This is a genomic window from Candidatus Zymogenus saltonus (assembly GCA_016929395.1).
Lineage (GTDB): Bacteria > Desulfobacterota > Zymogenia > Zymogenales > Zymogenaceae > Zymogenus > Zymogenus saltonus.
Genome location: JAFGIX010000038.1, coordinates 1 through 24,226 on the forward strand (window position 1 = coordinate 1; position 24,226 = coordinate 24,226).

Consider the following 24,226-nt stretch of genomic DNA (forward strand, 5'->3'; position numbering starts at 1 on the left):
TAATTAAAGTTCGGGGATGGCTCTTCTATGATAAAATATCTTCTCTTTAAACGACTAAACTGTAAGGTAAGATCGTAACTTTTTCATCTAAAAGTATAGTCCTTTTCAATTACATCCTTTTCACCTTTTTCTAGTTTTATTCTTCTTCTTGTTGTTTTTTCCTTTGTACCATAAAAAGTGTTTTTGGTTAGTTGTTTAATTAAATTAATGAAATGTTTTCTTCTTACTACTCCATTTAGTAGAATTTCAAAAGAGCTGTTCATCATTATGACCCTTGATTCATCTTTAAAATTTTCAAAGTTTCTGTGGGCAAATAAAACCCATTCAATAGATCGAATAATTCTTCTACAAAGCTCTTGTTTTTTACTATCTTCTAAAAGTTTTTCAAGTGCCCTTAAAACCTTTTTGTCAAAATCAATATCCCAGCCACTTGAAACATAGAATGGTCTTATAAATAAAAGATCTTCTATTTGATAACCGTAAGAAATTTTATTGATATTACTTCCTGAAGATAGTGAAATATCACTTACACCCAGTGTAAAATATTGGTGATAGAGTTTGAAATCGTCACGGAAAAACTGCCTATTTTTTAAATTTCTAACCATTGTAGAAAAACAAAGAATAGTAGTAGAGTCTCTTATCTTCTTTCTTTGTGTTTCTGTAAGTTTTTTAAAGTTATTACAATGACCAAAAGATACTATTGTTACGTCACAAACTTTTCTACCTTCAGTGTATAGTGATTCTGATTCATTTTTTGAAAAACTCGATAATTTCGTCTTTTTTTTGGGGTTAACGTATTGTTTTAATATTTTCTCCACATGATTTCTGATTTCATTATCTTTTATATAATCATCCTTTTTTCATAGAAGTTCCAAAAAACAATATCTCCTATTCTTAAATCCTCTTTAATTTTAATGTATGGGAGAAAGTTTATTTCAAATTCCCTATCAGACAATTTTTAACTCCTAAAAAATTATACTATACTATTAACTTAATAAAGCAAATCCCATTAAACTCCTACATTATTATATATTATTTTCTTCAAACTGACGGAAGATTTTTCACCTTTTTTTAAAGATTCTTAAAAGATTTACTTATCTCTAATAATCTTAAGGAGTTAGGATTTTTTAGAGAACGGGTCGTTTGAAAGATCGATTGCAGTAGCCAAACAGATGACGGGGATGATTTCCAATCTGATAAAAAGGGGCGTGTCGTAACTTTTTTGCGACCCGCCTTTTGTTCTTTCACCCTCCCTTACTCGTAGAACCACCCTCCCTCGGCGTGGGTGAGGTAATAGGAGCCCCCCTCTTTTGTGATCCAGAACTTAACGCTGTTTCCGCCTATCCTCGCATCAATGATAATCCCCCCTCCCGCCTCATCAGTTTTTCCGACGTTTCCCACCGAATAGGTCAGCCTTGACCTTTTACCCGTGTCAAAATGCTCCTTAAGGCCGTTTATGAGGGCCGTTCTGCTGCCATATCCACCGATGTTGCCAGAATAACTTCCCGATACCATCCCCCTTATGCCGGATACGCTCTCAGCGTTAAGATTATCAACAAACTTTCTTGTGAAGCTCTCCGCCTCGCCCTTAACATCTATGGACGGCTTTTCTCCCCTTATTCCCAATTTCTTGGGCGTTGTCTTGACCGCCCCATAACCCTCTTCATCGACAAACTTCATGGTTTTTCCGAACAGGGCGAGCTCAATACCCGCATCCTTGACCTCGAAGCCCTCTACCTCTCCGATTATCTCAATCTTCTTTCCCTCGGGAACGCCGACGGCGTCCTTACTAGACTTATCTGTGGTATTTACCAGAACCGAGCCCCCATCATAAAGGGCCTTCACCACGATAAGTGACCTCCTCGATGAATCATCATACCGAATGATGCAATCCCCCTTTTCCACCGTTACTTCGGCGTTTCCCGTCCTTACCGTGAAGGTCGAATCGAAACCCTTGTCCAATCTTGCCCTCAACGAACCGTGATTGAGGATCAACAGGGCATTGACGGCCTTCTCCTTATCGCCCCTCACCATTTTCTCAATAGCAATGCCGGAGTGGGATTCCATCCTTATTCTATCCCCTTTATTGAGGAATCTGAGCTCCACCCAGCCCCCTTTACCGACTCGAATGGACTCGTTCTCCTTGACCCTCTCACACCTATATAGGATTTCCCGGTTGCCGTCCCTCTCGATTGTTACCTCTCCCGCCTCGGGCCTGGAGATACCTTTTACCCTGGACTTTGCCGGTTTCATATCTACCGCAATAACAGGGTCGGGTAAAAACTGTATCAGGGCACTAAAAATAATCAGCGGTGTAAGGAGCTTTAAGATTATCCGGCCGTAGTTTTTGTGATTTCCCATTTTATCGCCTTGAAGTCAAAATTTTATTTCAAAGTTTACCCTGTACTCATCCTGGCCGTAGCGATCGGCCGGATTCTGAGATCTGCAGTCCTTGTTTGAATAGCTCAACCCTATCGTCGAAACAAGACTCTTTTTCTTAAAGAGAACCTGACTCAAAAAAATTGTCGTATCGTTTTCCATCGAGTCGTATCTGATGTCTTCGTCAATAAAGGTCCCGGCGAATTCAATCCCAAGGACGGTTTTATAAGGCAGCCACCTGTTGTTTGTAACCACAATACCGGAGGCGAGCGCTGCGGTTGTCTTCGTAAAGGTATTTTTGGGATACTCGACGTAGGTGTCCGTAAACTCGACTGAAAATCCCAGGTTGAAAGCGAAGTCGAAGCCGTAGGCATCGGTGGACAGATTGAGTGTCGAATTGATATTGGTGGTGAGGGAATCCTCGGCGTGAAGTCTGTGATCAATATCGTAGGTGAGCCCGAGGCCCATGGTCCATCCCGTCTTTCCCCAGTACTTCTCGATGGAGTTCTCTGCTCCTATCTCGGCTCTGATATTTTGCCTGTTGACGCTCTCGGGTCTGTCCTCCGATTTATCGTATGTGTAATACATTTTATAGAGCAGGTTAAGATTCTTGAAATAGCCGTAATCGATGCCGGTAAAGGGCCTGATTGTAAATTCGGCCCCGGCGTCGTGGGTATCGGTGCGGTAAAACTTCGGGGATTTATCTGTGAGGCAATCCCTGTAGAACTGGTAATAAGAGATGAACTGAAAAAAATCGGAGGGCTTGTAATCCGCATATAAGAGAAAGGTCTCCTTGTCCGTATTGTGCGTTCCCATGACCGCCTTGAAATCCGGCTCCACGTATTCGTGGGTAAATGATAACGTCAGATCTTCCCCTGCAGGCTTTAAAATCAGTACTGCCCAAGTTGAAAAGCCGTCGAACCTTTCCGTCAGAGGATCACGCCTGTCAACAATGTGCTCGCAGAAGGCGACCTCCCCGGCGAGGGCCAACCTTTTTTCAAACAGGTTTATCGCAGATCCAAGGGACCATACGTCGTTTCTGTAGTTGGACTCCGTTGCGTTCGGATAAAGGTCGGTTATCTCCGTGTGCATAAAAGAGGCATTGAAGTTCAAGTTGGGATTGGGGTCAAATGATACCATTCCGCCGCCGAAGACCTGCTCGTACTGATCGTCCCTCCTGATCTTGTTTCTTCCCGCAAGGGCTTTGACGGTAATGTAGTCGACAGGATTGTACGAGGCCTTAAGGCCGAAAAAAGTGGTATTAAAGGTGTAGTTGGAATATAGTTCCGCAAGGTCTCCCACGGCAAGCTCATATCCTTCTCCCGTAAGGCCTAGATACAGCTTTACAAGCTCATAGCGATGGGCTTGAACGTTTTTATCCGTGCTGTGCCTGCCCGTGAAGTCGAATTTTAGATTGAGGTCATCTTTGATCGCCGTCCCTAAATGGATGCCGATTTGTTCCGTGTAGTGGTAACTCTCCTTCTTCGTCAGGTCGATATCCTTGGAGGACTTGGCCGCGTTTCCGTAGACGTGGTCGTAATAGACGTCGATGGAGTAATCCCCCTCAACCTTAAGCCTTCCGCCTTCCATCTCCCAAGCGGCGGAATTAAGGACAAAGGCAAAAGTGAAAAGAAAATAGGCGATTACAAAACAGGATTTTTTCATAATTTATGATTAGGAATAAATCGTTGTACATATTATCATATATGCAATATATCATCAACGCATTCTGCAAAAGGCGGTCCTCCCCTCGTATGTGATGGTTATCACATAATATCCTGCCAAGCAATATTAAAATCCAGAAATATTTGTTGCACTATTTCCCTACTTCTTATATCATATATAAAATTTGACTATTTTACTTTTTTTTCAAGGAGGAACAGATGAAAAGTCTGATTTCAGACAAGAAGGTCCTTTTCTCTCTCCCTCTCCTCTCCCTTGCACTGATCTTGATCTTCTCCCTTTCAGCTTTGGCGGCAAATTACGATTTCAACGTAACAACGGATAAAACAAACTACAGTGAGCACTCCGCCGTCCGCATTCATCTCAAAAACACCGGCGCCAAGCCAATGAATCTGAAACACATGTGGTGGATGGTGGAGAGCAGGGAAGGCGGGGCCGGCAGGGAGGTCTACACCGGCGAGCCGAAGAAGCCCCCGGGAACCCCGGACACCCTGAATCCCGGCGAGGTTGCGAAATGGTCGTGGAACATGAGAGACAACGAGGGAAGTTACCAGCCCGCGGGGACATACAGGATAAAGGTTCACATCGACCTTCCCCAGATGAACTACAACCAGACCAAAGTGAGCTCTGGATTCAAGATCGGAGGCGGCTCCGCCGGCGGGGGAGGAACGGCAAAAATTAAGATCATATCGGACAGGAATTCATACACAAAGGGGAGCATTGTAACCTTCAGGATCAAGAACAACGGAACAAAGGAGCTTGACACCTCGAGGGTTACATGGATCATCTACCGCAGCGAAAGCTCCGGCCCGGTGGCTTGCTCAACGCACAACTCGAGGCCTGCGGGAATCCCGGATCCTATGCCTGTGGGCTACAACGGCTCCTGGAGCTGGGATATGAGAAACAACAGCGGCAACCTCGTCAGTCCCGGCAGTTTCGAGCTTGAGGTAAAGCTGTTGGATGAGGGGATCGAGGGGAACTGCTTTTTCAGGGTGACACCGTAATGTCCAAAAAACCATGAAAATCAAAAAGGAGGTTATAAAACCCCCAGATCATTGACAAACCCCCTTCTTTTTACGGAAGGGGGTTTAGTTTTATTTTTATTTTTGCAATCTTCTTCTGATTTGTCCCGTTCAAAGAGAAAAGACGATCATCAAAAAGGTGCTCAAACCGGACTTTACTGACGATCTTCCCCGTATTTCAGTCGGCAACAGAAAAGATTTTGCAGTTAATGCATTGAGAAGTCGCCGCCCTCTTCATCCTTTATCTTCTTGTAAACCTCGCAGTGGTTAACACACCTTTTGATCTTGTCCTTGTAAACACCCTGAACCTCATTGCGGCAAAGGGTCCCCGCAACCGTCCAGCAAAACCTTCCCCTTTTTGAACCACCATGCATACCTTCACCCTGTCCTACCTTTGCCGCCGGGCAATCGTGTGATCTTCCACACTGCAGTATCTCCCAACAGTTTACCTTAGCCATTTTAGATCCTCCTATAATATTCTTTAAACTCAGCTTTTTTTACTACTGTTGGACGTATTTACGCAATATCTATGCCATTGCCCACACCTCTCGCTTCACAGAGAATTCTTGCCGTAAATGTAATGATTTCTAATACTTATGCATCGAAAGAACGTATTCCCAGTATTTGATGAAAATCGTATGAAAGAGGTCCGAATGCCCATTTTTTTACATTATCTTTTTACTTTTTTTCACTTTTTTCTTTTTCAGTAATAAAATCATATATTTACATAACGTACAATATCCTACAATTCTTAAGACATTTGACAGTAATTCTACACCTTAAGGTAAAAAACGCTCCTTATCCTCCGAGATATGTGTGGGCGTGAATAGATTCATGACTAATTTTGTCATTCATCCGGGCATTCGATATTACTTCGACTCAAAAACTGCATCGCTGTTATCTTTATCCTTTGATAGAAAGATAATAAGGCCGCATCCAAGATTATTATTTCCGAAGCACTATCTGAAAATATAGAGTTGACCGAATATAGTGAAGATCTAAGGCACGTACAGTTTAGAAATCTCCCCCCTTATTGCCCGCCATCCCTTGATGAGTCTCTTATCAACAGGAACACCTTTCGGTTCTTGATGCCTTCCCCGCAAACATCCAGGACTCTATTTTACAAAAAACACCCAGCAATCTCCCGCCGCCGCCTCGCCCCGCCCTTATATCAAATTGCCAAATTGGAAACCGTAAATCGATCATTTTTTTAACTCTTTACCGCCTCTTTTTATTTTAGACCATGCGGTATCTAACATTTATTGAGATTACGACTACATATTTACTGCAAGATGAAGTTGGTGCCTTCTTCAGACTTTACCTGCTTGTAAAACTTGCATTGATTAACACATATCCTTATTTTTTCCGCAAAACTGCCATGAGCCTTATCCATGCAGAGTGTATCATGAACCGTCCAGCAGAATCTCCCCCTGTTCTTACCATCGTGTGTACCTATTCCCCGCCCGATTCTTGCCGCGGGGCATTCTTCTTCCTTCCCGCATTTCATTACTTCCCAGCAATTTTTTTTAGCCATTTAAAAATCCTTTTCTGGAACAAAATAAATTTAGAACGATTGAGCCTCTGGATTAGACATTAATAAATAGCAAAGAGAAGTGCAATTTATGTGCCATTGCTTCAATCAGGTCAACGCCGAAGTGAAACCATCGAAAGGAAGGTTTATTCTGTTAATAATTACGGGCGTTTACGCACCCAAGACAATTTGGCGGGTACAATTCCCCTTTCAAAAGAGCGTGGTATTTTGGATCAGCGAACGACAAATATTTTGCGGCTTTAATAAGCAAATAATGCAACGATTTCAATATTAGTCAATAATATCAGCAGGATACATGGTGATAAATATTTTTCACCTCCCTCGATCACATGACAATACTCTGTCACTTATGACAAAAAAATCCACATTCCTTACATAAAAAAGGGCGGAATTCGAGTAGATTACGAATAGTACCTTTTTACGTCGAGTATCTTAAACGGTTCTTAATCGTAAATCAATAAAACTACTCTCGCAGTTGAATAACAGCATTCAGATACACCCTGCGCGGTTAAATTGTACAATTTGACGAAAAAGAGTCGATTTTTAGGCCGGTAATTTTATTCCCTTGGGAAGCGGGAATCCGGTGAATATCTTTCTGGATTCCCAATCGAGTTGGGAATGACAGTATAGATTCTCTTGAAAAGCGGGGATCCAGTGAATACTATACTTTGTCATTCCCTTGCAAACGGGAATCCAATAAATATCCTTCCGGATTCCTCTATCTCGTTGGGAATGACAGCATATTGATTGGTTTTTTTAAAAAAGGAGCTTCGATAAATGGAGCGGCCTCCAGCTTTCTTCCCCCATACTCGCGGATTCTATCGATTCACTTTCAGGACCGTCGAGGCGCTCCTCAGTCTCTATCCGGTAAGATTCTCCAAACCAGCGGGCCAGGTCGATCAGACAGCACCTCTCCGAACAAAAAGGGCGAAACGGATTCAGTGCGTTCTTGCCGCAGACGGGACACTTTGCTATTCTTCCACCTTCATCCATTAAATCCATCTTATCCTCCGCCCCCACATCCCCCGCCCCTCACATTGTCCGCCCTTTATCATCTCCCAGACCGGAAAAGAAACCTCCTTCCATCCCCCCTCCCCGATTCGCCTCATCCCCCTGCCCCCCATCGTCGCCGCGCCCTCCCCTATTTGCGCGCTCCCTCCATTATTCCACAAATCCCTCCACAACATCTGCAAAAATACTCGAAGTCATAAATTGAGATAATGAGAGGCTAACCCTCCATCAACTTTTCAACCTCCCCCGCCGATTTGTCGTCCCCCGCCTCACGGTAGGCGTCCCGGGCGAATACGAGCTTTCCCGAAGCCTTTGCGTTTTGGGCGAGGTTTGTCAACTCCCCGCGGTCCATCCCGCTTCCCAGAAGCGCGCATCCGCGTCGATAAAGAAAGAAGTCCCCGCTCGATACCGCCGCTGAAATGATCTTGCGGATCCCGTCATCGGAGCCCGCCGCATCGTAGAAATTCAGGGCGTCCGCAAGTCCGCCCTCCTCCATATAACGCTCCGCATACTTCAGAAGCTCTTCCGGCTGCGCCGGGCCCCTCCTGGCGTCCCCGTATAGGAGGAGCCCCTTCTTCAAGGGATTCAACGAACCCACGGCTTATTCATCCTCTTCGTTATCGTCCGGATACAAAGACTCTTCGAGGGAGTCTTCCGGAAAATCATCAAGATCCTCTTTTCTCTCCTCTTCGACATATGAGTCGAAGGGATCCCTCTTCGGAACATTCAACTCGTTTATATTCTCGAAACTTACCTTGCCCGCGGCGATCTCCCTCAATGCATTTACCACGTCCTTGTTGTCCGTGGGCTCTATCATCTGTCCGGCGCCGTTCTTAAGCTGTTTTGTGCGTTTTGCCGCCAGATGCACGAGGAGAAAGCGGTTTTCCACCTCCTCCAGACAGTCCTCCACCGTAATCCTTGCCACCTTTATTCCCCCCTATTTAATTTATTTCATTAAATCTTCAATCTCGGAGCCGAGCTCATTAACGAGGTCCGGCTTTACACCGAATACGCCTTTCTGGGCCGAAGAGGCCGCCGAAACATATCCGTCCTCCTCGTTGACCTTCCCAAATATTATTTCGCCCATCTCCTCCCCGTTATCGCCCTTAAGTGTTATCTTTTTCTTCGGCTTGTTCAGGCCAAAACCGTTCTTGTCTTTGCCCGATGAAATCACCACGAAGTAGGCCAGATCCCTTATGGTCCCCAGGAGGTACTTCACGTCGTCCGACTCCACGCTCTTGTCCTCGGGCGAGACCACCTTCCACTTTCCCCTCTTCTTCTGGAACTCGTAAGTCTCCGAATCCCAGACGATCTCCAGATGCTCGACGTCGTCCCTCTCAAACCTCAACAGGGACTTGTCCTTGAGACCGAAAAACGTCGGCGTCAGGTTCTCGATCTTCTCGGCCGGAAAGGTGAAAACAAACTCCCCGCCATCGGAAAGCCCCTCGGAATAGCCGTAACCAGTCTCCCCCTCGACCTTCCCTATCATGACCTTCCTCTTTATTTTCTTCTTTTCGCCTTCCTTGGAATACACAACGTTCAGTACCACGGCCGGCTTGTCGAGGCCGTATTTCTTTAGATTTGCCGCCGGCTTCTCGACGACATCGATAAAATTCAAGTCCTTGAAATCCCAGAGCAGGTTGTCGACGGCGGCCTTGTCTCCGAGGGTCTTTTCGGGCTTTACGATCTCCCAGGACTTATCCGCCCTCCTGCACTCGATCTTGACCTCCCCCGCCGTTACGGTAAAACCGGAAACGTCCGCCACAATGTAGTCCAGGATGACCTTCTCCATGACGGATTCGGCCGAGAGGGTAAGCTTGTTCTTGACCGTCTCCTTTACCGTAAAGACCCAGGGAAGCCCCTCGAGCTTTGCGTAGTAGTTGCCCTCTTCGTCTTCTTTCCCGATCTTCAATACCGAAATCGCCCCCCCCTTGTCCACGGCCGTAAAGATAATCCGGGGGTCGTCGAGGCCGTATTTCCCCGGGTCGGGCGTTTCCTCATCAAGATATTTCTGTGCCTTGGAATCGTAGATGAAGTTCAAAATCTCCTTGACCACCTCTTTGTCTGCGGCAAACTCGATAGGCTCGACTATCTTCCAGGAGCCTAGGGCCTCCCGGTTTACCCTGACGACCTCTCCGCCCCTCTCCACCTTGAATTCCCTGGTCACGTTCATGGGAAAGGCCACGAGCCCCCTCTCCCTCAACTGGATGAGGTCGATGTCGAGGTCGGTGAAGACGCTCTTCTTCGCCGTGAATATCTTGTCTTCCCCGGCCCTCTTGGCGTAGACGAAATCGTCGGTGGGGGTAAAGTTTCCCATATGCAGGGTTTGAGACTTCCCTTTCATCTTCAGGGTCAGGGAGAGCCTCGGCTTTTTCAGCCCAAAATCGGAAAGGTCCGATTCCATCTCGCCTTCCGCCCCGATCTCCTTCTGCCTCTCGGCGTCGAGTCCCTTTGCGAGGTATGAGATGACCTCCGCCGAATCCGCATCACTCTTCACCGGCGACGTTATTATCCACCGCTCCTTTTTCCCCTCCTCCTTCTTGAGGACGATCTTGGCCCCCTTCTTTGCAATTACTATCTCATCGATCTCGTCATCGAGATCAAAGGAAAAGACCTTTTTCCCTCTCTCCTCCTTGGCCTCCTTCTTGGGGACGTAAACCCGCTCGAAGACGAAGTAGAAGGAGACGACAAAAACAAATATCGCAAAGATTAACAGCAGGTTTCTGGGTCTCATGCCTTCCGTCTCCTGAAAATAATAACCGCGGTTCCCGTGATGATCAGGAGGAGCGGAACCAAAAAGGACGAGAGGAGCAGAAAAACTTCGTCCTTTTTCCCGGCCAGGATGAGTGTGTCAACCTTCTTGTCCTTGGGCAGTATGGAGATCAGCTCTTCCACGTCGCAAAGCCAGTTCACCGAGTTCACGAAGAGGTTCATATTCCCCTCGTTTATGAAGAAGGAGTTGTTGACAAAGTCGGAATCCCCGAAGACGACCATCTTCGCCTCTTTTTTTGCCTCTTCCTCTTCGTCAACATTCTCAATCTCCTTCGCTCCAGCAATCACAACCGGCACAGGGCCGACTATATCTTTATCCTTGTCGAGGGACGCCTTTCCCTTGTTTATCTCCCCGATGTTCGTCTCGCCCCAGCTGTTCTTCCCCGTCTTTGCGATGTAGCTGAAGTCCCAGCCGGATGATTTTTCTGCATCCTTGTCGATCTCGATGGAGCGGGCCAAGAAGAAGAATGAAGGGATATCGAAGTCCTTCGTTATGGGGTGGGCCAGGTAGATCTCTACCCGGGGAATCGTATAATCCCCGCCGTGGACCCTCGATTCAGTATCTATGATGATGTCTTTTTCCGTCTTGACCCCGAGACCTGCAAGATATTTTTCGAGGCTGGGCGAGTAGTACTCCGCATCGAGGGTAACGAGAAGGCTCCCGCCCTTCTCGAGGTAGTTGTTTATGCTCTTTAGCTCCTCCTCGAACAGGTTGGTCTTAGGCCCCGCGATAACGAGGAGGGACGCATCCTCGGGGACCTCGGCCTTGGTCAAGAGATCCAGTTTGTTCACGCTGTAGTTCTGATTCTCCAAGACCTCGCGTATTTTCTTGTAATCTCGGGATTCGGTGCCATCGATGTCCCGCTCGCCGTGCTGAGTCAAGAAATAGATCGCCTTCTTTTTGGTATATATCGCCTTTAGGATGGTGTTCGTGAGCTTTTTTTCTCCCTCGTCGTAGATTTCATCTTTGGTAACGCGAACGCTCACATGACGGTCGCCGTATTTGAACACGACGGACTCGTTTTCATGTATATTGTATTCCAGCGCCGCGGCTGGCTTCAGGTCCATGTCCACAAAGCTGTAATCGAACATCCCCTCGGAAGCATACTTGTAAAGCTTCAGGAGTTCTTCGACCTCAATCCTCGTAGGATCGTCCGTGGAGTAAAAGGCGACGGCCTCCAAGTTGTCTTCGAGGGACTTCATGATCTTCTCGGTCTGGGGCGACAGGGTAAACCTCTTGTCCTTGGTCAGGTCGAACTGCTTGTTGTTGTTGTACGAGATAACCTCTATGAAGACGACGATCCCGATGACCAGCAGGATTGCCGCCGCGGTGCTCATTCCATACTTGCTGCTCCTCGTCAAGCCGTGGGAGGATTTTTCTCTCAAATCTGATATTATCCCCTTAATACTCTGTATAGTTTTTTTCATATCCATTACTTGCTCCTCCAGGTTCTCGATTCCAGTGCCATCAGCGCGAGAAAAAGAAAAAAGCCGGTAAAGAGGAGATAGTAGACGATGTCATGGGTGTTGATTATCCCCCTCGTGAAATTCTCCATGTGGGTAAATATCGAGATGTCTTCCAGAATTTTACTCAGAAGCTGGTCCGCCTTGTTCTCCATCCAATTTATTACCCAAAACATGATCAGGGCGCCGAACGAGATAACCGCTGCGACGACCTGTCTCTCAGTGACGGCCGACGCGAAGATCCCCAGCGAGATGAACGCCGTTCCCATCAGTATTATTCCGAGATAGTTCGTAACGAACGGGCCTACCTCGGGCGATGTGGAGACAAAGAGGAATATGACGTATGGAAACGTAAGGAGGTACATCATCGCCAATATGCTGACCACGGCGAAAAACTTACCCAGAAGCACCTCGACGTCCCTTATCGGGTACGACAGGAGCAGCTTTAAGGTCCCCGAGCGCTTCTCCTCCGATATAAGCCTCATCGTGAGGATCGGGATGAAAAACAACATGATGACCGCCAGGTTTTGAAACAGGAACCTCAAGACGGATTGACCGATATTCAGGTACGCCTGGGCTTGAGGGAAATTGCCGAATTGCATACTATTGGTGCTGTAGGAAATCACAATACTCGTGAAGAAAAAACCGCTTATCAGGAGAAATATGGTCAGGATTACATATGCCACCGACGAGGTGAAATATGTACGCATCTCCTTTTTATATTGGGCCCAAATACGCAGCATCGATTAAACCTCCTATTTATCCGTGACGAGTTTAATAAAGATATCTTCAAGGGTCACGTCCTCCAGCCTGAGCTCGACGAGGTTGAATCCCCCCTCGATTACAGCACGGGAGAGCGCCCCCTTTATATCCTTATCCTGGTCCACCTCTACGTGATAGGTGCTCCCGGCCGGTGAATCAGAAACCTTCTTTACGCTCTTGACGCCGTCCACCTTTTTAATGGCCTTCTCCACCTTGGTTTCATCGCCGTCAACCGTTACGATTATCCTTCCTGTGGCCTTGACGCTTTTCATCAGGTTCTTCGGCGTGTCCATGGCGACGAGCTTGCCGCCCTTTATGACGATCACCCGCTCGGTTACCTGGCTGACTTCGGGGAGGATGTGGCTTGCCAGTACCACCGTCCGATCGCCGGAGAGGGACTTGATCAGGTTCCTTATGGAGATGATCTGCATCGGGTCGAGGCCGATGGTCGGCTCATCGAAGATCAAAACAGGGGGGTCCCCCAAAAGCGACTGGGCCACACCCACCCTCTGGAGGTATCCCCTGGACAGCTTCTTTATCCCTTTGGTGTAAACGTCTTTCGTCTCGGTCTCCTCGACGACCTTTTCTATGCTCCCGGCTATCTCCTTTCTCGGTATCCCCTTGATCTCAGAAACGTACCTCAAGTACTCCTTTACCCTCATATCGGTGTAGAGGGAGAAGCTCTCAGGGACGTAGCCGATGCTCCTGTTCACCTCGATCGGGTCTTTGAAGATGTCGTATCCCGCCACCGTGGCCGTCCCCTCGGTGGGGGGAAAGAGGCAGGTCAAAATAGAAATGGTCGTCGTCTTCCCGGCGCCGTTAGGCCCGAGAAAGCCGAGGACCTCCCCCTTCTTGACGGTAAAGCTTATGTTATCGAGGGCCTTTGTGGGGCCGTAGAACTTGGACACATTTGAAACGGTAATCATATCCATGGAAAACTCCCTTTTTGGCTCCTGGACAAACTAAAGAAACAGGTTTTTCTTAAAAAAGTGATTTCTCTCGAATACTGACTGTGGGCACATATGGAGATTCGACGGCCGAAACAGTCCCCGGTCGGTCTTTCCGGTTAATCTGGAGGATACTACATGCCGCCGAGACGGCCAGAGCTTACACCCCCCAACTCCTTTCACCCTCTACCCCCGGGAAAAACCGAATCAAGAGACCCGGCTCATCTAAAAGAATTCATAAATAGTTTATTATATTAGAAATTATAGCTTTAGTCAAGGATTAATTACGTTGGAAATACCTTTTTCTATACAATTTGTCTCAAAATATTTTTCGTAAACGAAATTCACAGGCAGTCTCCTGGGGCAAAAACCGGACCTACCCCGAAACGGTCTCCCCTGGGCGTTGAAAAACCTTCTTGACATCCTGATTTTATGCCGGCTAAATAGAGATTGAAGCCAAAGGGAGAAAAGCTTAATTGACATAATGTATCCAAGTCTGCTATACTTTATTGATTATGGTAATTTCAAGGACATTCAACGGCTTCGAGAAGGGCCCGATAAGACCCCCCAGCGAGGCGCGGAGCCTTCTGATCCGCCTGACGAGAAACTGCCCCTGGAACAAGTGCACCTTCTGCCCGGTCTACAAGGGGACGAAGTTCTCCATAAGGTACGTCGAAGATGTAAAGGCGGACATAGATACGATTTTCGACATCTCCAGGGCCATAAAGGAGCTCTCCTTCAGGATGGGATACGCCGGTGAGGTTACCGATAACGTCGCCAGGAGGGTCTTCTCCGGCGGACTGGGCTTGGGCGAGGACATAAAATATATCGCCTTCTGGCTATACAACGGCGGGAAGAACGTCTTCCTCCAGGACGCAAACAGCCTTATCATGAAGCCTTCGGACCTCCTCGAAATACTGGCCCACTTAAAGGAGAGGTTTCCCGATATAGACCGGATCACGACCTACGCCCGCTCGGCGACTGTTGCCAGGATGAAGCTGGAAGACCTTAAGATGCTTAAAGAAGCGGGGCTAACCAGGGTCCACATCGGATTCGAGAGCGGCTCCGACAACGTCCTGGAATTCGTGAAAAAGGGAACCACGGCGAAACAGCACGTTTTAGGCGGGAGGAATGTCGTCGACGCAGGGCTTGAGCTCTCCGAGTACGTCATGCCCGGGCTCGGCGGAAGGGAGTGGACTCATGAACACGCCGTCGAGAGCGCGAGGGTCCTGAACCAGATCGACCCCCATTTCATCAGGATCAGGTCGCTTCACGTCCACGAGATTATGCCCCTCATGAAGGATATCGAGGAGGGACGCTTTTCCCTCCTCTCTGACGACGAGACCGCCCGGGAGATCAGGCTCTTCGTGGAGAACCTCGAGGGAATCGAGAGCCACATCGTGAGCGACCATATCCTTAACCTCTTGGAGGAGGTCGAGGGGAAGCTCCCCGAGGACAAAGAAAAAATGCTCGGCGTGATCGACTCCTATCTCGAGCTTGACGACGACGACAGGCTCCTCTACAGGATCGGAAGGAGGGCGGGATTCATGAGGAGCACAAGAGATCTTTTGGATATTGACTTAAGGGAGAGGGCCGAGAGGGTGATGAATCGCCTCCGGGCATCTGCTGAAGGCGACATCGAAGGCACCCTCCGGGGACTCATGAACTCCTATATCTAAGTTTTAAGTTTTTAAAATATCAGTCATAAAAGTGGAGGTAATATTAATGAAGCACGTAATGAACCACCAAATGAACCACCAAATGAACCATGAAATGAACCACGATATAAACCGGAACCGTTTCAAATTTTTTATCGCACTGGTTCTTTTTTTCTCCCTCTTTTCGGCCCCGTTTGCGTACGCCGAAGAGACAGAAGCCGCAAAACCGATTAAGGTGGGCTGGATAATGGAGAGCAAGAAAATGGTGGGGAGTCAGTACAACGACTTAGTATTCAAGGCGCTTACAGCCCTCAAGGATGAGAAGAAGATCGAAATAATCCGCGCTCCCCGTCTGAATCTTTACGTCGATGAAACCGTAAAAGACCTTATCAAAGTGGGAGTGACGCTGATAATAGCCTCGGATGAAGGCGGGATGGCCGGCGCCATAAGCGACGCCGCCGTCTCTAATCCGGGAGTGAATTTTATCCTCATCGGCGCCGAGGGCGTGCCCCTCGTCAATCTTGCCTCCGTAATCTTCGAGGAGGACGAGGCTGGATACATGGCCGGTTACGCCGCCGGCACCGTGACAAAGACGGGCAAGGTGGGTTTTCTCGGGGGCGCCGAGTTCTCGCCGATATTGAGGTACGAGAGGGGGTTTGCGGCTGGGGTAAATGACGCCAATCCAGCGGCGGAAGTGATAGTGAAATACATCTCGGAGGGGCGCGATTCCTCCGTCCTCTTCAAAGAGGACGCGATAATGGAGGAGTCTCTCAGGCTTTCGAGCAGAGGAGCGGATGTCCTGTTTGCCGTTTCCGGTCCGGCGTCCATGGGGGCCGTCTACGCTGCGAAGAAGGCCGGGATTTATGTCGTTGGGCTCGGGGGAGACAGGTCGGATATCGCACCCAATTCGGCGGCGGCGTCGGTCGTTAACCGATTCGACGTGGCGATCAAGGGGCTGTTATCGGACGCTCTGTCTGGGGGCTTTGCCGGCGGCGTCTACCTGATGGGATTTGAAAACGGCGGCCTCGATATCGTGACGAGCGGTATCATAGGTCAGGACAAGTCGAGCAGGATATTGAACAGAAAAGAGCAGATGAAGGCGGGCAAGGTCAAGGTCCCCGATTACATGGACGAGAGGAGAAAGAAGATCCTCTACGTCTCCCATAACCCGAACATGGCGCCGTATCAATTTATTGATGAGAAGGGTCGATCCCAGGGATATATCATCGACGCAATGAAGGAGGTGGGGCGCCGCATGGGGCTTGACGTGAAATTCAACTCCTTTTTGGGGGAGAGAACCCCCTCGGGCCTTGAGGCGGAGCGCTCCGACATCGAGGCGATGCTGATGCTCGACAGACTGAGGACCCGCTCCTTTATCACCACGGCGCCCTGGGGCGTCTCGGAATCGGTCCTGGTCGTGCCCGACAAAGACACCTCCCCCAAGGCAATCTCGGATCTCTTCTCTAAAACGGTCGGCGTAAACGCCGGGGGCGTCGAAGAGAGCTACCTCCAGAAGATACCCGGAATCTTCTCCAAGGCCTACAAGGGATCGGGATACGCCCTCTCGGGACTTGCCCTGGGTGAGGTCGACGCGGTCATCTGCGACAAGGAGATAGCCGGCTATTTCATAAACGGCCCGTTGAGCAAGTATGACCTGATGATCGTCGAAAAGCCTGTAATAATAAGCCCCTATGCCGTGGGAATGGCAAAGCCGGGGGACAACATATTCCTCGCCCAGATAGACAGGACCATAAAGACCATGAAAGAAGACGGGACGCTCGAAAGGCTTTCGGAAAAATGGTTCGGCGAAAAGGGTCTCATCAAGAGGATCTTTCAGTTTTAGCAGACGGCAGGATTGAAATCGATTTTTTGAAAGCGGGATTATCCCTTTGGAAGTCATCACAACCCACCTGAATGCGGACTTCGACGCCATGGCGTCAATGATGGCCGCAAAGAAGCTCTATCCCGAGGCCGTGCTCGCTTTTTCCGGCTCTCAGGAAAAGGGTTTGAGGGATTTCCTCATCAATTCCACTTTTTACGTCTTCGATTTCGCCAGGCTCAAGGATATCGACCTCGAAAAGGTCACGAGGCTCATCCTCGTGGACATTTCCGAGAGCGACCGGATAGGCCCGTTCAAGGAGCTGGTGGGCAAAAAGGGAGTCGACATCCATATCTACGATCATCACCCGGTCGACAGCAAGGATATCTCCGGCTCCTTCGAGATCATCAGGGAGGTGGGGGCCACCGTATCGATCTTTGCACAGATATTCAAGGAGTGGAATGTCCACGTTACCCCGGACGAGGCCACAATCATGATGCTCGGGATATACGAGGACACCGGCTCCCTCACGTTTACGTCCACCACCGTGGACGATTTTAAGGCCGCCGCCTTCTTTCTCGAAGCCGGGGCAAACCTTAACACCGTCTCTGATATGCTCACAAGGGAGCTCACCTCGGAGCAGATCGAGCTTCTGGGAGAGCTTCTCAAAAACCAGAAGGTCTACAACATCAACGGGATCGACATCACGATAATCACCGTAGCCTCCGAGTCCTACGTGGGAGACCTCGCGATCCTCGTCCACAAGGTCAAGGACATCGAAAATATCGACGTCCTCTTCGTCCTGGCGCTCTTGGGCGACAGGATATACCTCGTTGCACGAAGCAGGATAGACGAGGTAGATGCGGGGGAGATAGCCGCATTGTTCGGAGGCGGTGGACATCCCACCGCGGCGTCCGCATCAATAAAGGGATTGACCCTGGTCGAGGCGGCGGAGAAATTGGTCCAGGTCTTAAGGGAGAACGTCAATCCGGTCCGCATCGCGTCGGACATCATGTCCTTTCCCGTAAAATCGGTTAAGGAGGACATCACCGTCAGCGGCGCGGGAAAGGTCATATCCCGCTACAACGTCAACGTCCTGGCGATAGTCGATAAAAAGGGGCGTCTGGCCGGCACCATATCGAGGCAGACCATCGAGCGGGGCAACGTTCACGGCCTCGGTGAGCTTCCGGTAAAGGAATTCATGAACACGGAGCTTGCAACGGTAGGCCCAAACGCCCCCCTACGGGAGATCCAGGGACTGATAATCGATGGGAACCAGCGGTTCCTCCCGGTGGTCAAGGACGGGAAGCTTTTGGGTGCGATAACGAGGACCGACCTCCTTCGCGCCCTCTACTACGGCGCCGGGCCCAGGGGACACTCTCCTGAAGAGACCCTGGAGGAAAGCTCGATGGCCAGGACCCGGTCGGTCGTAAAGCTCATGGAGGAGAGACTCCCCCCGAGGGTAATGGAGATATTGAAGGAGATAGGAACGACGGCGGGCGATCTCGGATTTAACGCCTACGTCGTGGGGGGATTTGTCCGTGACCTATGGCTCAGGCGGGAAAACCTCGACATAGACGTCGTAATCGAGGGGGACGGCATCGCCCTGGCAAGGCATCTTGAAAAGGAGAAAGGGGTCAAAATCAGAACCCACAAGAAATTCGGCACGGCCGTAGTGATATATCCGGACGGCTACAAGGTGGACGTGGCGACGGCGAGGACCGAGTATTACCGCTCCCCCGGGTCACTCCCGATAATTGAGGGCTCCACCCTAAAGCTCGACCTCTACCGGAGGGATTTCACCATCAACACGCTGGCGGTCAAGCTCGATCCGAGGGGATTTGGAATCCTCATAGACTTCTTCGGCGCGTTGAGGGACCTCAAGAACAAGGCCATCAGGGTCATCCAGAACCTCTCCTTCGTGGAAGACCCCACAAGGGTCTTCAGGGCGATCCGCTTCGAGCAACGGTTCAACTATCACATCGGAAAGCAGACCGAAAAGCTGATCAAAAACGCCGTCAAGATAAACGTGTTCGAGCACCTCAAGGGAAAGCGCCTCTACACGGAGATGATGCTGATCTTCGACGAGGAGGAGCCGTACCTAACAATAGAGAGGCTCGCGTCCTTCGACCTTCTGAAATTCATCCACCCGGACATCAAGGCCGACAAGTCGATGAAGAAAATCTTCAACAGGATAAAGGAGGTCTCATCATGGTATGACCTCCTCTTCATGGATGAACCGTACGACAAGAGGCGGCTATACTTTTATGCGCTAACATACGAATTAAACGAAAGCCAGAGGGATGACCTACTTACCCGCATGATGACCTCCACTAGCGAAATGAGAACCATCACCGCGGAGCTCACCGGCGCCGCCTCCGCCATGAACAGGCTGGCCCTCGCAAAGGATGTCTCCCCCAGCACCGTTTACAACATACTTAAAGACCTAAAGCTCGTGACGCTCCTCTTTATGCTGGCCATATCCACGAGGGAGAAAACCAGGCTCTATATCTCCAGGTTTATCACGACCTCAAGAAACGTCAGGGTAGAGACGAGGGGAAAGGACCTCGTAAAGCTGGGCCTTACGCCGGGAGAGCTGTTTGGGGAGATACTGAACGAGCTTTTGATGCTCCGACTGGACGGCAAACTGGACGGGAAGAAATCGGAGATCGAATACGTGAAAAAGAAGTATCTCCCCAAGAAGGCGAAAAAGGAGGAGGAGACCAAAGCGCCCGAAGAGACGCTGGGCGTGAATATCCCGAGGGCTTAAAGCCGGTTGGTGTCAAAGGAAGAGTTGTTAAATACCATGTGGTCCGGGAAATTGCCGTCTTAACCTGTGAGTTTAGTATCCAGTTTTGGCGTTGATATTTTGATTCAGGTTGAAAATGCCGGTTGGTGAACGTCGGGGTTACCTGAAGGGTGAGAGCAGGGGCAAAACAATTTCTGCCGTTTAAATAAAACAATTATTTTTTGATTTCATCGGCTGCGTTTTTATGGCATAATATTTGATTTTGATTGACAACTTCGACCTATGGTCGTAAAAACTTCTCTCTATCTTTGAGATTGCGAACAAAAAAGGAGGCTAAACCGAATATCGATGGGTTTTGATATATTGGAGATAATAAGAAAGGCGCTTCTCTGGGTGATCCCAATCTTCGTGGCGGTGGTGTTTCACGAGGTGGCCCACGGCTACGCGGCGTTGAAGCTGGGGGACACCACGGCCAGAGACAGCGGGAGGCTGACCTTAAACCCGATCCCCCATATAGACCCTATGGGGACGGTCATCATACCGCTCCTCCTCCTGGCGATAAACTCCCCCTTCCTCTTCGGCTACGCAAAGCCGGTTCCGGTCAACTTCTTTCGCCTCAAGAACCCGAAAAGGGATATGATTTTCGTGGCGGCGGCCGGCCCTGCGTCGAACTTCATGATCGCAATCATCGCGGCAATTTTTTTAAGGGCGATATTTATTTTTTATCCCGCCGTTGATCTCGGCTCCCAGGTAGGATTCCCCCAGTCACTCATAACGACCGGGGTCACGATACTCCTCTACACGTATATCCTCTCGGTGGTCCTGGGAATATTCAATCTGACGCCGGTGCCCCCCTTGGACGGCGGGAGGATCGTTGTCGGGCTTTTGCCGGACAAGGCGGCGGAGAACTACTCCCGCGTCGAGCCGTTCGGGATTTTCATAGTGATCGGGCTCCTGTTCCTGACGCCCCTCAACAAGGTCTTCGGGATTGCAATTTTTTTAATCTCGTATATCATGCTGGGCGGTGAGATTGCGAGCAAGCTGTTGGGTCTAGGGGGATAAATATATGGCAGAGGAATTCTGGGAGGGAGAGACATACAGGGTAAGGCTCGAGATATTCGAGGGGCCCCTTGACCTCCTCCTCTACCTTGTAAAGAAAAACGAGTACGACATCTTCGACATCCCCATCCACGAGATCACCCAGCAGTACATTGAGCACCTGGAGCTGATGAAGGTATTGAACCTCGACGTGGCCGGAGACTATTTGGTCATGGCCTCGACCCTGGCGCACATCAAGTCGAAGATGCTCCTCCCGCCCCTGCCGTCCGAAGACGAAGAGGAGGAAGAAGACCCCAGGATGGAGCTGGCGTTAAGGCTCATCGAATACCAGAAATACAAGGAGGCGGCGGAAAAGCTCGACAAATTCGACGTCTTGATGCGAGACGTCTTTTTAAAGGGGGCGGAGGTCTCCCTGGACGGCGGGGAGGAGGTCATGGAGGACCTCACCATATATCAGCTCGTCGCGGCCTTCAGGAAGGTCCTGATGGAGGCCCCCAAGGACACGGTCCACGAAGTAAATATTCAGGAGCTCAGCCTGAAACAGCGGATGGCGGAGATTTCGGAGTTTATTACGGAGCGGGGGGAAGTGGTCTTCGAGGATCTCTTTGAGCAGGGGGTGGAGAAGATAATCATTGTCGTTACGTTTCTTGCGCTCCTCGAGCTCATAAAGGAGAGGATCGTCAGGATCTACCAGGCGCAGCCCTTCGGCACCATACGGATCTTCAGCGCGATAGCAATAAGCCAAGATGGCCAAGATGAATAAATTATCGGGGTTTTAAAAAATTGGAAAGGGAAAAGCTTATCGGGATAGTCGAGGCCCTTATCTTCGCCTCGGAAAAACCGTTGAGGATAGATGATATAAAAAGAGTCCTGCCCGAGGCCCAGCACAAGGAGATAAGGGACGCCATCGATGACCTCAAGAAGATATACGATGAGGGAAGCGGGGGGATATTTATCGCCGAGGTGGCCAGGGGCTTCCAGTTCAGGACGCGGCCCGAATTCGCCCCCTTCGTCAAGGAGATGCTCGACTCCAGGCCGAAGAAGCTTTCCCGGGCGGCGATGGAGACGCTCTCCATCATCGCCTACCGCCAGCCGATCATACGCTCGGACATTGAGCGCATCAGGGGCGTCGACTGCGGTGGGGTCGTAAAGGTACTTTTGGACAGAAAGCTGATAAAGATCCTCGGCAAGAGGGACGTGATAGGAAAACCGATAATCTACGGCACCACCCAGGAGTTCTTGGAGACGTTCGGCCTTAAGGATTTAAAGTCTCTCCCCACCCTGAAGGAGACCGGGGACCTCTTCACCGAAGGGGAGATAGAAGAGCAGAAGGAGTTCCTCTTTCCAGATGAAGAAGATCAGACTTAACAGGGTCATATCGAGGGCCGGGCTTTCGTCACTGAGAGGCGCCGATGAGCTTATCAGAAGCGGCAGAGTCACGGTCAATGGAAGCGTCGTCACCGAGATGGGACTTACCGTCGACCCGAAGAGCGAATCGATCTGCGTGGACGGCGAGGAGCTCTCCGCCGTAAAGAAAAAACATTACTACCTATTTTTCAAGCCGAAGGGGGTGGTCTCCACGATGACCGACCCGGAGGGGAGGATCACGGTCTCCGACTACACGTCGGGTCTTTCCGTCAGGGTCTTTCCGGCGGGGAGGCTCGACTACGACGCCGACGGCCTTATCCTTCTCACCAACGACGGCGATGTTGCGAACCTCATAACCCACCCCAAGACTAAGCTCCCGAAGACCTACCAGGTCAAGGTCTCCGGGTCGCTCTCAAAAAAATATCTCGAAAAGTTCCGAAAGGGAATCCCTATAGACGGCAAACAAACGCTGCCGGCGAAGATCGTCCCCCTGAAAGTCACCGACAACAACTCCTGGTACGACGTCACGCTGATGGAGGGGAGAAACCGGCAGATAAAGAAGATGTTTCGCTACTTCAGGATGCGCGTTCTGAAGTTAAGGAGGATATCGATCGGCCCCCTCTACCTCGAGGGGCTCTCCCCCGGCGAAATCAGAAAGCTGACAAAGGACGAGACCGCGTCTCTCTTGAAATCCCTCAAACTCGACAGAGAAAGATAAGTCTATGACGAACAGATTGTCCGGTTTTACGGCCGATGAGCTCTCCCGCCGCTCGAAGGTTGCCGCTGATGCCGTATCCGAGGCGGGCCTGGACGGGCTTTTGATACTCCAGGACTGCGACATATACTATTTCACCTCCACCGCCCAGAGCGGGGCGCTTTTCATCTCCGGCAACGGCGAGGGGGTTTTTTACGTCATCAGGGACTTCGAGAGGGCGAGGGCGGAGTCGAGGTTTCCGAACATCGTCCCCCTAAGAGGCCTCAAGCTCCTCCCGGACGCTCTGAGAGAAGGCGGATTCGAGAACCTCAAGAGGATCGGCCTCGAATTCGACGTCCTTCCGGTCAAGAACTACCTTTATCTTAAAAAACTTTTTCCAAAGATGGAGTTCGCCGACGCCTCCTCGATTATCAGGAAGATCAGGTCGGTCAAATCGCCCGTGGAGAGGGAGCTGATGGTAAAGGCGGGGGAGATGCACACCGAGATGTTCAATGCCCTGCCTTCCCTCTTCACGCCCGGGGCGAGGGAGATAGACATAGCCGCCGGGATAGAGGCGTTCTTCAGAAAATCTGGACACCAGGGGATAATCAGGATGCGGGGCTTTAACCAGAAGCTCTTTTACGGGGTGGCGCTCTCGGGGACTTCAGGCGCCGTCACCTCGACGCTGGACGGGCCGGTCTCGGGCCCGGGACTCTCCCCATCGTTTCCCCAGGGGGCATCGGCGAAGGTTATCGGGAAAAACGAGGCTATCCTGGTCGACATGGTGAGCGCCTACGAGGGCTACGTCGCCGACGGCGCCAGGACGCTTTACATCGAAAGCCTTCCGGAAAAGGCCAGGGAGGCGCACGACTGTTCCCTTATGGTTGAAAAAAGGATCGTCTCCCTCGCAAGGCCGGGGGCGGTGACCGGGGAGATATACGAGGAGGCAAAGAGGATGGCTGACGATTCCGGCTTCGGCGAGAACTTCATGGGACTCCCGGGGAAAAACGTCCCCTTCGTCGCCCACGGGATAGGCCTGGAGCTGGACGAGCTGCCGGTGATATCGAGGGGGGGAAAAGACATTCTCGAGGTCGGAAACGTCATCGCCCTGGAGCCGAAGTTCGTCTTCGATGATATCGGCGCCGTCGGGGTGGAAAACAGCTACTTCATAGGCCCGGACGGCCCGGAGCTCTTGACGAAGGCGCCGATATCCCCCATAAAGGTCGATATAAGGGTCGAGCCGTAGAAAGCCTATATAGCGGGGGAAATGTTTTTTAGTTTTTTAGT

The 24,226-nt window shown here is 50.1% G+C and carries 22 protein-coding genes; 9 read left to right on the top strand and 13 right to left on the bottom strand.

Features of this window, described 5'->3' with window-relative positions:
- Window positions 1-83: 83 nt before the first annotated feature.
- From JW984_07695 to JW984_07705, 3 genes are all read right to left on the bottom strand, one after another.
- Window positions 84-818 carry a hypothetical protein gene (locus JW984_07695; GenBank protein ID MBN1573061.1) on the bottom strand — a complete coding sequence of 245 codons (735 nt, stop codon included), beginning with the start codon at window positions 816-818 and terminating at the stop codon, window positions 84-86.
- A 436-nt stretch (window positions 819-1,254) separates the two neighbouring features.
- The gene (locus JW984_07700; protein MBN1573062.1) at window positions 1,255-2,361 is read right to left on the bottom strand and encodes a FecR domain-containing protein; all 1,107 of its coding nucleotides are present in this window, start codon (window positions 2,359-2,361) and stop codon (window positions 1,255-1,257) included.
- Window positions 2,362-2,376: 15 nt separating this feature from the next.
- Window positions 2,377-3,969 (bottom strand): hypothetical protein, encoded by a 1,593-nt coding sequence (locus tag JW984_07705; protein MBN1573063.1) that lies wholly within the window; start codon window positions 3,967-3,969, stop codon window positions 2,377-2,379.
- 293 nt (window positions 3,970-4,262) lie between these two features.
- On the opposite strand from JW984_07705, the gene JW984_07710 reads away from it, so the two are divergent.
- The gene (locus JW984_07710) at window positions 4,263-5,066 is read left to right on the top strand and encodes a hypothetical protein (GenBank protein MBN1573064.1); all 804 of its coding nucleotides are present in this window, start codon (window positions 4,263-4,265) and stop codon (window positions 5,064-5,066) included.
- Window positions 5,067-5,290: 224 nt separating this feature from the next.
- Here the strand turns inward: JW984_07710 and JW984_07715 are convergent, their stop codons facing one another.
- The 10 genes from JW984_07715 to JW984_07760 form a co-directional block, all read right to left on the bottom strand.
- On the bottom strand, window positions 5,291-5,542 hold the full coding sequence (locus JW984_07715; protein ID MBN1573065.1) for a hypothetical protein: 252 nt from the start codon (window positions 5,540-5,542) through the stop codon (window positions 5,291-5,293).
- Window positions 5,543-6,366: 824 nt separating this feature from the next.
- Window positions 6,367-6,618, bottom strand: coding sequence for a hypothetical protein (locus JW984_07720; GenBank protein MBN1573066.1), 252 nt, complete (start codon window positions 6,616-6,618; stop codon window positions 6,367-6,369).
- A gap of 774 nt (window positions 6,619-7,392) precedes the next feature.
- Window positions 7,393-7,629 (bottom strand): DNA gyrase inhibitor YacG, encoded by a 237-nt coding sequence (yacG, locus tag JW984_07725; GenBank protein ID MBN1573067.1) that lies wholly within the window; start codon window positions 7,627-7,629, stop codon window positions 7,393-7,395.
- On the bottom strand, window positions 7,629-7,808 hold the full coding sequence (locus JW984_07730; protein ID MBN1573068.1) for a hypothetical protein: 180 nt from the start codon (window positions 7,806-7,808) through the stop codon (window positions 7,629-7,631). Before JW984_07730 ends, yacG begins: the two co-directional genes overlap by 1 nt.
- Window positions 7,809-7,864: 56 nt before the next feature.
- Complete coding sequence (locus JW984_07735) at window positions 7,865-8,245, bottom strand: hypothetical protein (GenBank protein ID MBN1573069.1); 381 nt, start codon at window positions 8,243-8,245, stop codon at window positions 7,865-7,867.
- A 3-nt stretch (window positions 8,246-8,248) separates the two neighbouring features.
- Window positions 8,249-8,572: a DNA-directed RNA polymerase subunit omega gene (locus tag JW984_07740; GenBank protein MBN1573070.1), complete on the bottom strand. Its 324-nt coding sequence runs from the start codon at window positions 8,570-8,572 to the stop codon at window positions 8,249-8,251.
- A gap of 21 nt (window positions 8,573-8,593) precedes the next feature.
- On the bottom strand, window positions 8,594-10,381 hold the full coding sequence (locus JW984_07745) for a DUF4340 domain-containing protein (protein MBN1573071.1): 1,788 nt from the start codon (window positions 10,379-10,381) through the stop codon (window positions 8,594-8,596).
- Window positions 10,378-11,847 carry a GldG family protein gene (locus JW984_07750; GenBank protein ID MBN1573072.1) on the bottom strand — a complete coding sequence of 490 codons (1,470 nt, stop codon included), beginning with the start codon at window positions 11,845-11,847 and terminating at the stop codon, window positions 10,378-10,380. Before JW984_07750 ends, JW984_07745 begins: the two co-directional genes overlap by 4 nt.
- Before the next feature lie 5 nt (window positions 11,848-11,852).
- Window positions 11,853-12,626 (bottom strand): ABC transporter permease subunit, encoded by a 774-nt coding sequence (locus JW984_07755; protein ID MBN1573073.1) that lies wholly within the window; start codon window positions 12,624-12,626, stop codon window positions 11,853-11,855.
- 12 nt (window positions 12,627-12,638) lie between these two features.
- Entirely contained in the window at window positions 12,639-13,577 is a 939-nt protein-coding gene (locus JW984_07760; protein MBN1573074.1) for an ATP-binding cassette domain-containing protein, read from the bottom strand.
- 530 nt (window positions 13,578-14,107) lie between these two features.
- On the opposite strand from JW984_07760, the gene JW984_07765 reads away from it, so the two are divergent.
- The 8 genes from JW984_07765 to JW984_07800 all read left to right on the top strand — a co-directional run bounded on the left by JW984_07765 (window position 14,108) and on the right by JW984_07800 (window position 24,185).
- On the top strand, window positions 14,108-15,271 hold the full coding sequence (locus JW984_07765; protein MBN1573075.1) for a radical SAM protein: 1,164 nt from the start codon (window positions 14,108-14,110) through the stop codon (window positions 15,269-15,271).
- A gap of 46 nt (window positions 15,272-15,317) precedes the next feature.
- Window positions 15,318-17,093, top strand: a complete 1,776-nt coding sequence (locus JW984_07770; protein MBN1573076.1) for a transporter substrate-binding domain-containing protein — start codon at window positions 15,318-15,320, stop codon at window positions 17,091-17,093.
- A gap of 88 nt (window positions 17,094-17,181) precedes the next feature.
- Window positions 17,182-19,839, top strand: a complete 2,658-nt coding sequence (locus tag JW984_07775) for a CBS domain-containing protein (protein ID MBN1573077.1) — start codon at window positions 17,182-17,184, stop codon at window positions 19,837-19,839.
- 327 nt (window positions 19,840-20,166) lie between these two features.
- Window positions 20,167-20,880: a site-2 protease family protein gene (locus JW984_07780; GenBank protein ID MBN1573078.1), complete on the top strand. Its 714-nt coding sequence runs from the start codon at window positions 20,167-20,169 to the stop codon at window positions 20,878-20,880.
- 4 nt (window positions 20,881-20,884) lie between these two features.
- Window positions 20,885-21,640 carry a segregation/condensation protein A gene (locus JW984_07785; protein MBN1573079.1) on the top strand — a complete coding sequence of 252 codons (756 nt, stop codon included), beginning with the start codon at window positions 20,885-20,887 and terminating at the stop codon, window positions 21,638-21,640.
- A gap of 20 nt (window positions 21,641-21,660) precedes the next feature.
- Window positions 21,661-22,245 (top strand): SMC-Scp complex subunit ScpB, encoded by a 585-nt coding sequence (gene scpB, locus JW984_07790; GenBank protein MBN1573080.1) that lies wholly within the window; start codon window positions 21,661-21,663, stop codon window positions 22,243-22,245.
- Window positions 22,226-22,963 carry an rRNA pseudouridine synthase gene (locus JW984_07795; GenBank protein ID MBN1573081.1) on the top strand — a complete coding sequence of 246 codons (738 nt, stop codon included), beginning with the start codon at window positions 22,226-22,228 and terminating at the stop codon, window positions 22,961-22,963. Before scpB ends, JW984_07795 begins: the two co-directional genes overlap by 20 nt.
- A gap of 4 nt (window positions 22,964-22,967) precedes the next feature.
- Window positions 22,968-24,185, top strand: coding sequence for an aminopeptidase P family protein (locus JW984_07800; GenBank protein ID MBN1573082.1), 1,218 nt, complete (start codon window positions 22,968-22,970; stop codon window positions 24,183-24,185).
- The last annotated feature ends 41 nt before the right edge of the window (window positions 24,186-24,226 follow it).

What these genes read in the sequence shown, in the direction of transcription:
- JW984_07700 (MBN1573062.1), bottom strand. Translation starts at nt 2,361, where the DNA reads ATGGGAAATCACAAAAACTACGGCCGGATAATCTTAAAGCTCCTTACA.
- JW984_07705 (MBN1573063.1), bottom strand. Translation starts at nt 3,969, where the DNA reads ATGGAAGGCGGAAGGCTTAAGGTTGAGGGGGATTACTCCATCGACGTC.
- JW984_07710 (MBN1573064.1), top strand. Translation starts at nt 4,263, where the DNA reads ATGAAAAGTCTGATTTCAGACAAGAAGGTCCTTTTCTCTCTCCCTCTC.
- JW984_07715 (MBN1573065.1), bottom strand. Translation starts at nt 5,542, where the DNA reads ATGGCTAAGGTAAACTGTTGGGAGATACTGCAGTGTGGAAGATCACAC.
- JW984_07720 (MBN1573066.1), bottom strand. Translation starts at nt 6,618, where the DNA reads ATGGCTAAAAAAAATTGCTGGGAAGTAATGAAATGCGGGAAGGAAGAA.
- yacG (MBN1573067.1), bottom strand. Translation starts at nt 7,629, where the DNA reads ATGGATGAAGGTGGAAGAATAGCAAAGTGTCCCGTCTGCGGCAAGAAC.
- JW984_07745 (MBN1573071.1), bottom strand. Translation starts at nt 10,381, where the DNA reads ATGAGACCCAGAAACCTGCTGTTAATCTTTGCGATATTTGTTTTTGTC.
- JW984_07750 (MBN1573072.1), bottom strand. Translation starts at nt 11,847, where the DNA reads ATGAAAAAAACTATACAGAGTATTAAGGGGATAATATCAGATTTGAGA.
- JW984_07755 (MBN1573073.1), bottom strand. Translation starts at nt 12,626, where the DNA reads ATGCTGCGTATTTGGGCCCAATATAAAAAGGAGATGCGTACATATTTC.
- JW984_07760 (MBN1573074.1), bottom strand. Translation starts at nt 13,577, where the DNA reads ATGGATATGATTACCGTTTCAAATGTGTCCAAGTTCTACGGCCCCACA.
- JW984_07765 (MBN1573075.1), top strand. Translation starts at nt 14,108, where the DNA reads ATGGTAATTTCAAGGACATTCAACGGCTTCGAGAAGGGCCCGATAAGA.
- JW984_07770 (MBN1573076.1), top strand. Translation starts at nt 15,318, where the DNA reads ATGAAGCACGTAATGAACCACCAAATGAACCACCAAATGAACCATGAA.
- JW984_07775 (MBN1573077.1), top strand. Translation starts at nt 17,182, where the DNA reads ATGGCGTCAATGATGGCCGCAAAGAAGCTCTATCCCGAGGCCGTGCTC.
- JW984_07780 (MBN1573078.1), top strand. Translation starts at nt 20,167, where the DNA reads ATGGGTTTTGATATATTGGAGATAATAAGAAAGGCGCTTCTCTGGGTG.
- JW984_07785 (MBN1573079.1), top strand. Translation starts at nt 20,885, where the DNA reads ATGGCAGAGGAATTCTGGGAGGGAGAGACATACAGGGTAAGGCTCGAG.
- JW984_07795 (MBN1573081.1), top strand. Translation starts at nt 22,226, where the DNA reads ATGAAGAAGATCAGACTTAACAGGGTCATATCGAGGGCCGGGCTTTCG.
- JW984_07800 (MBN1573082.1), top strand. Translation starts at nt 22,968, where the DNA reads ATGACGAACAGATTGTCCGGTTTTACGGCCGATGAGCTCTCCCGCCGC.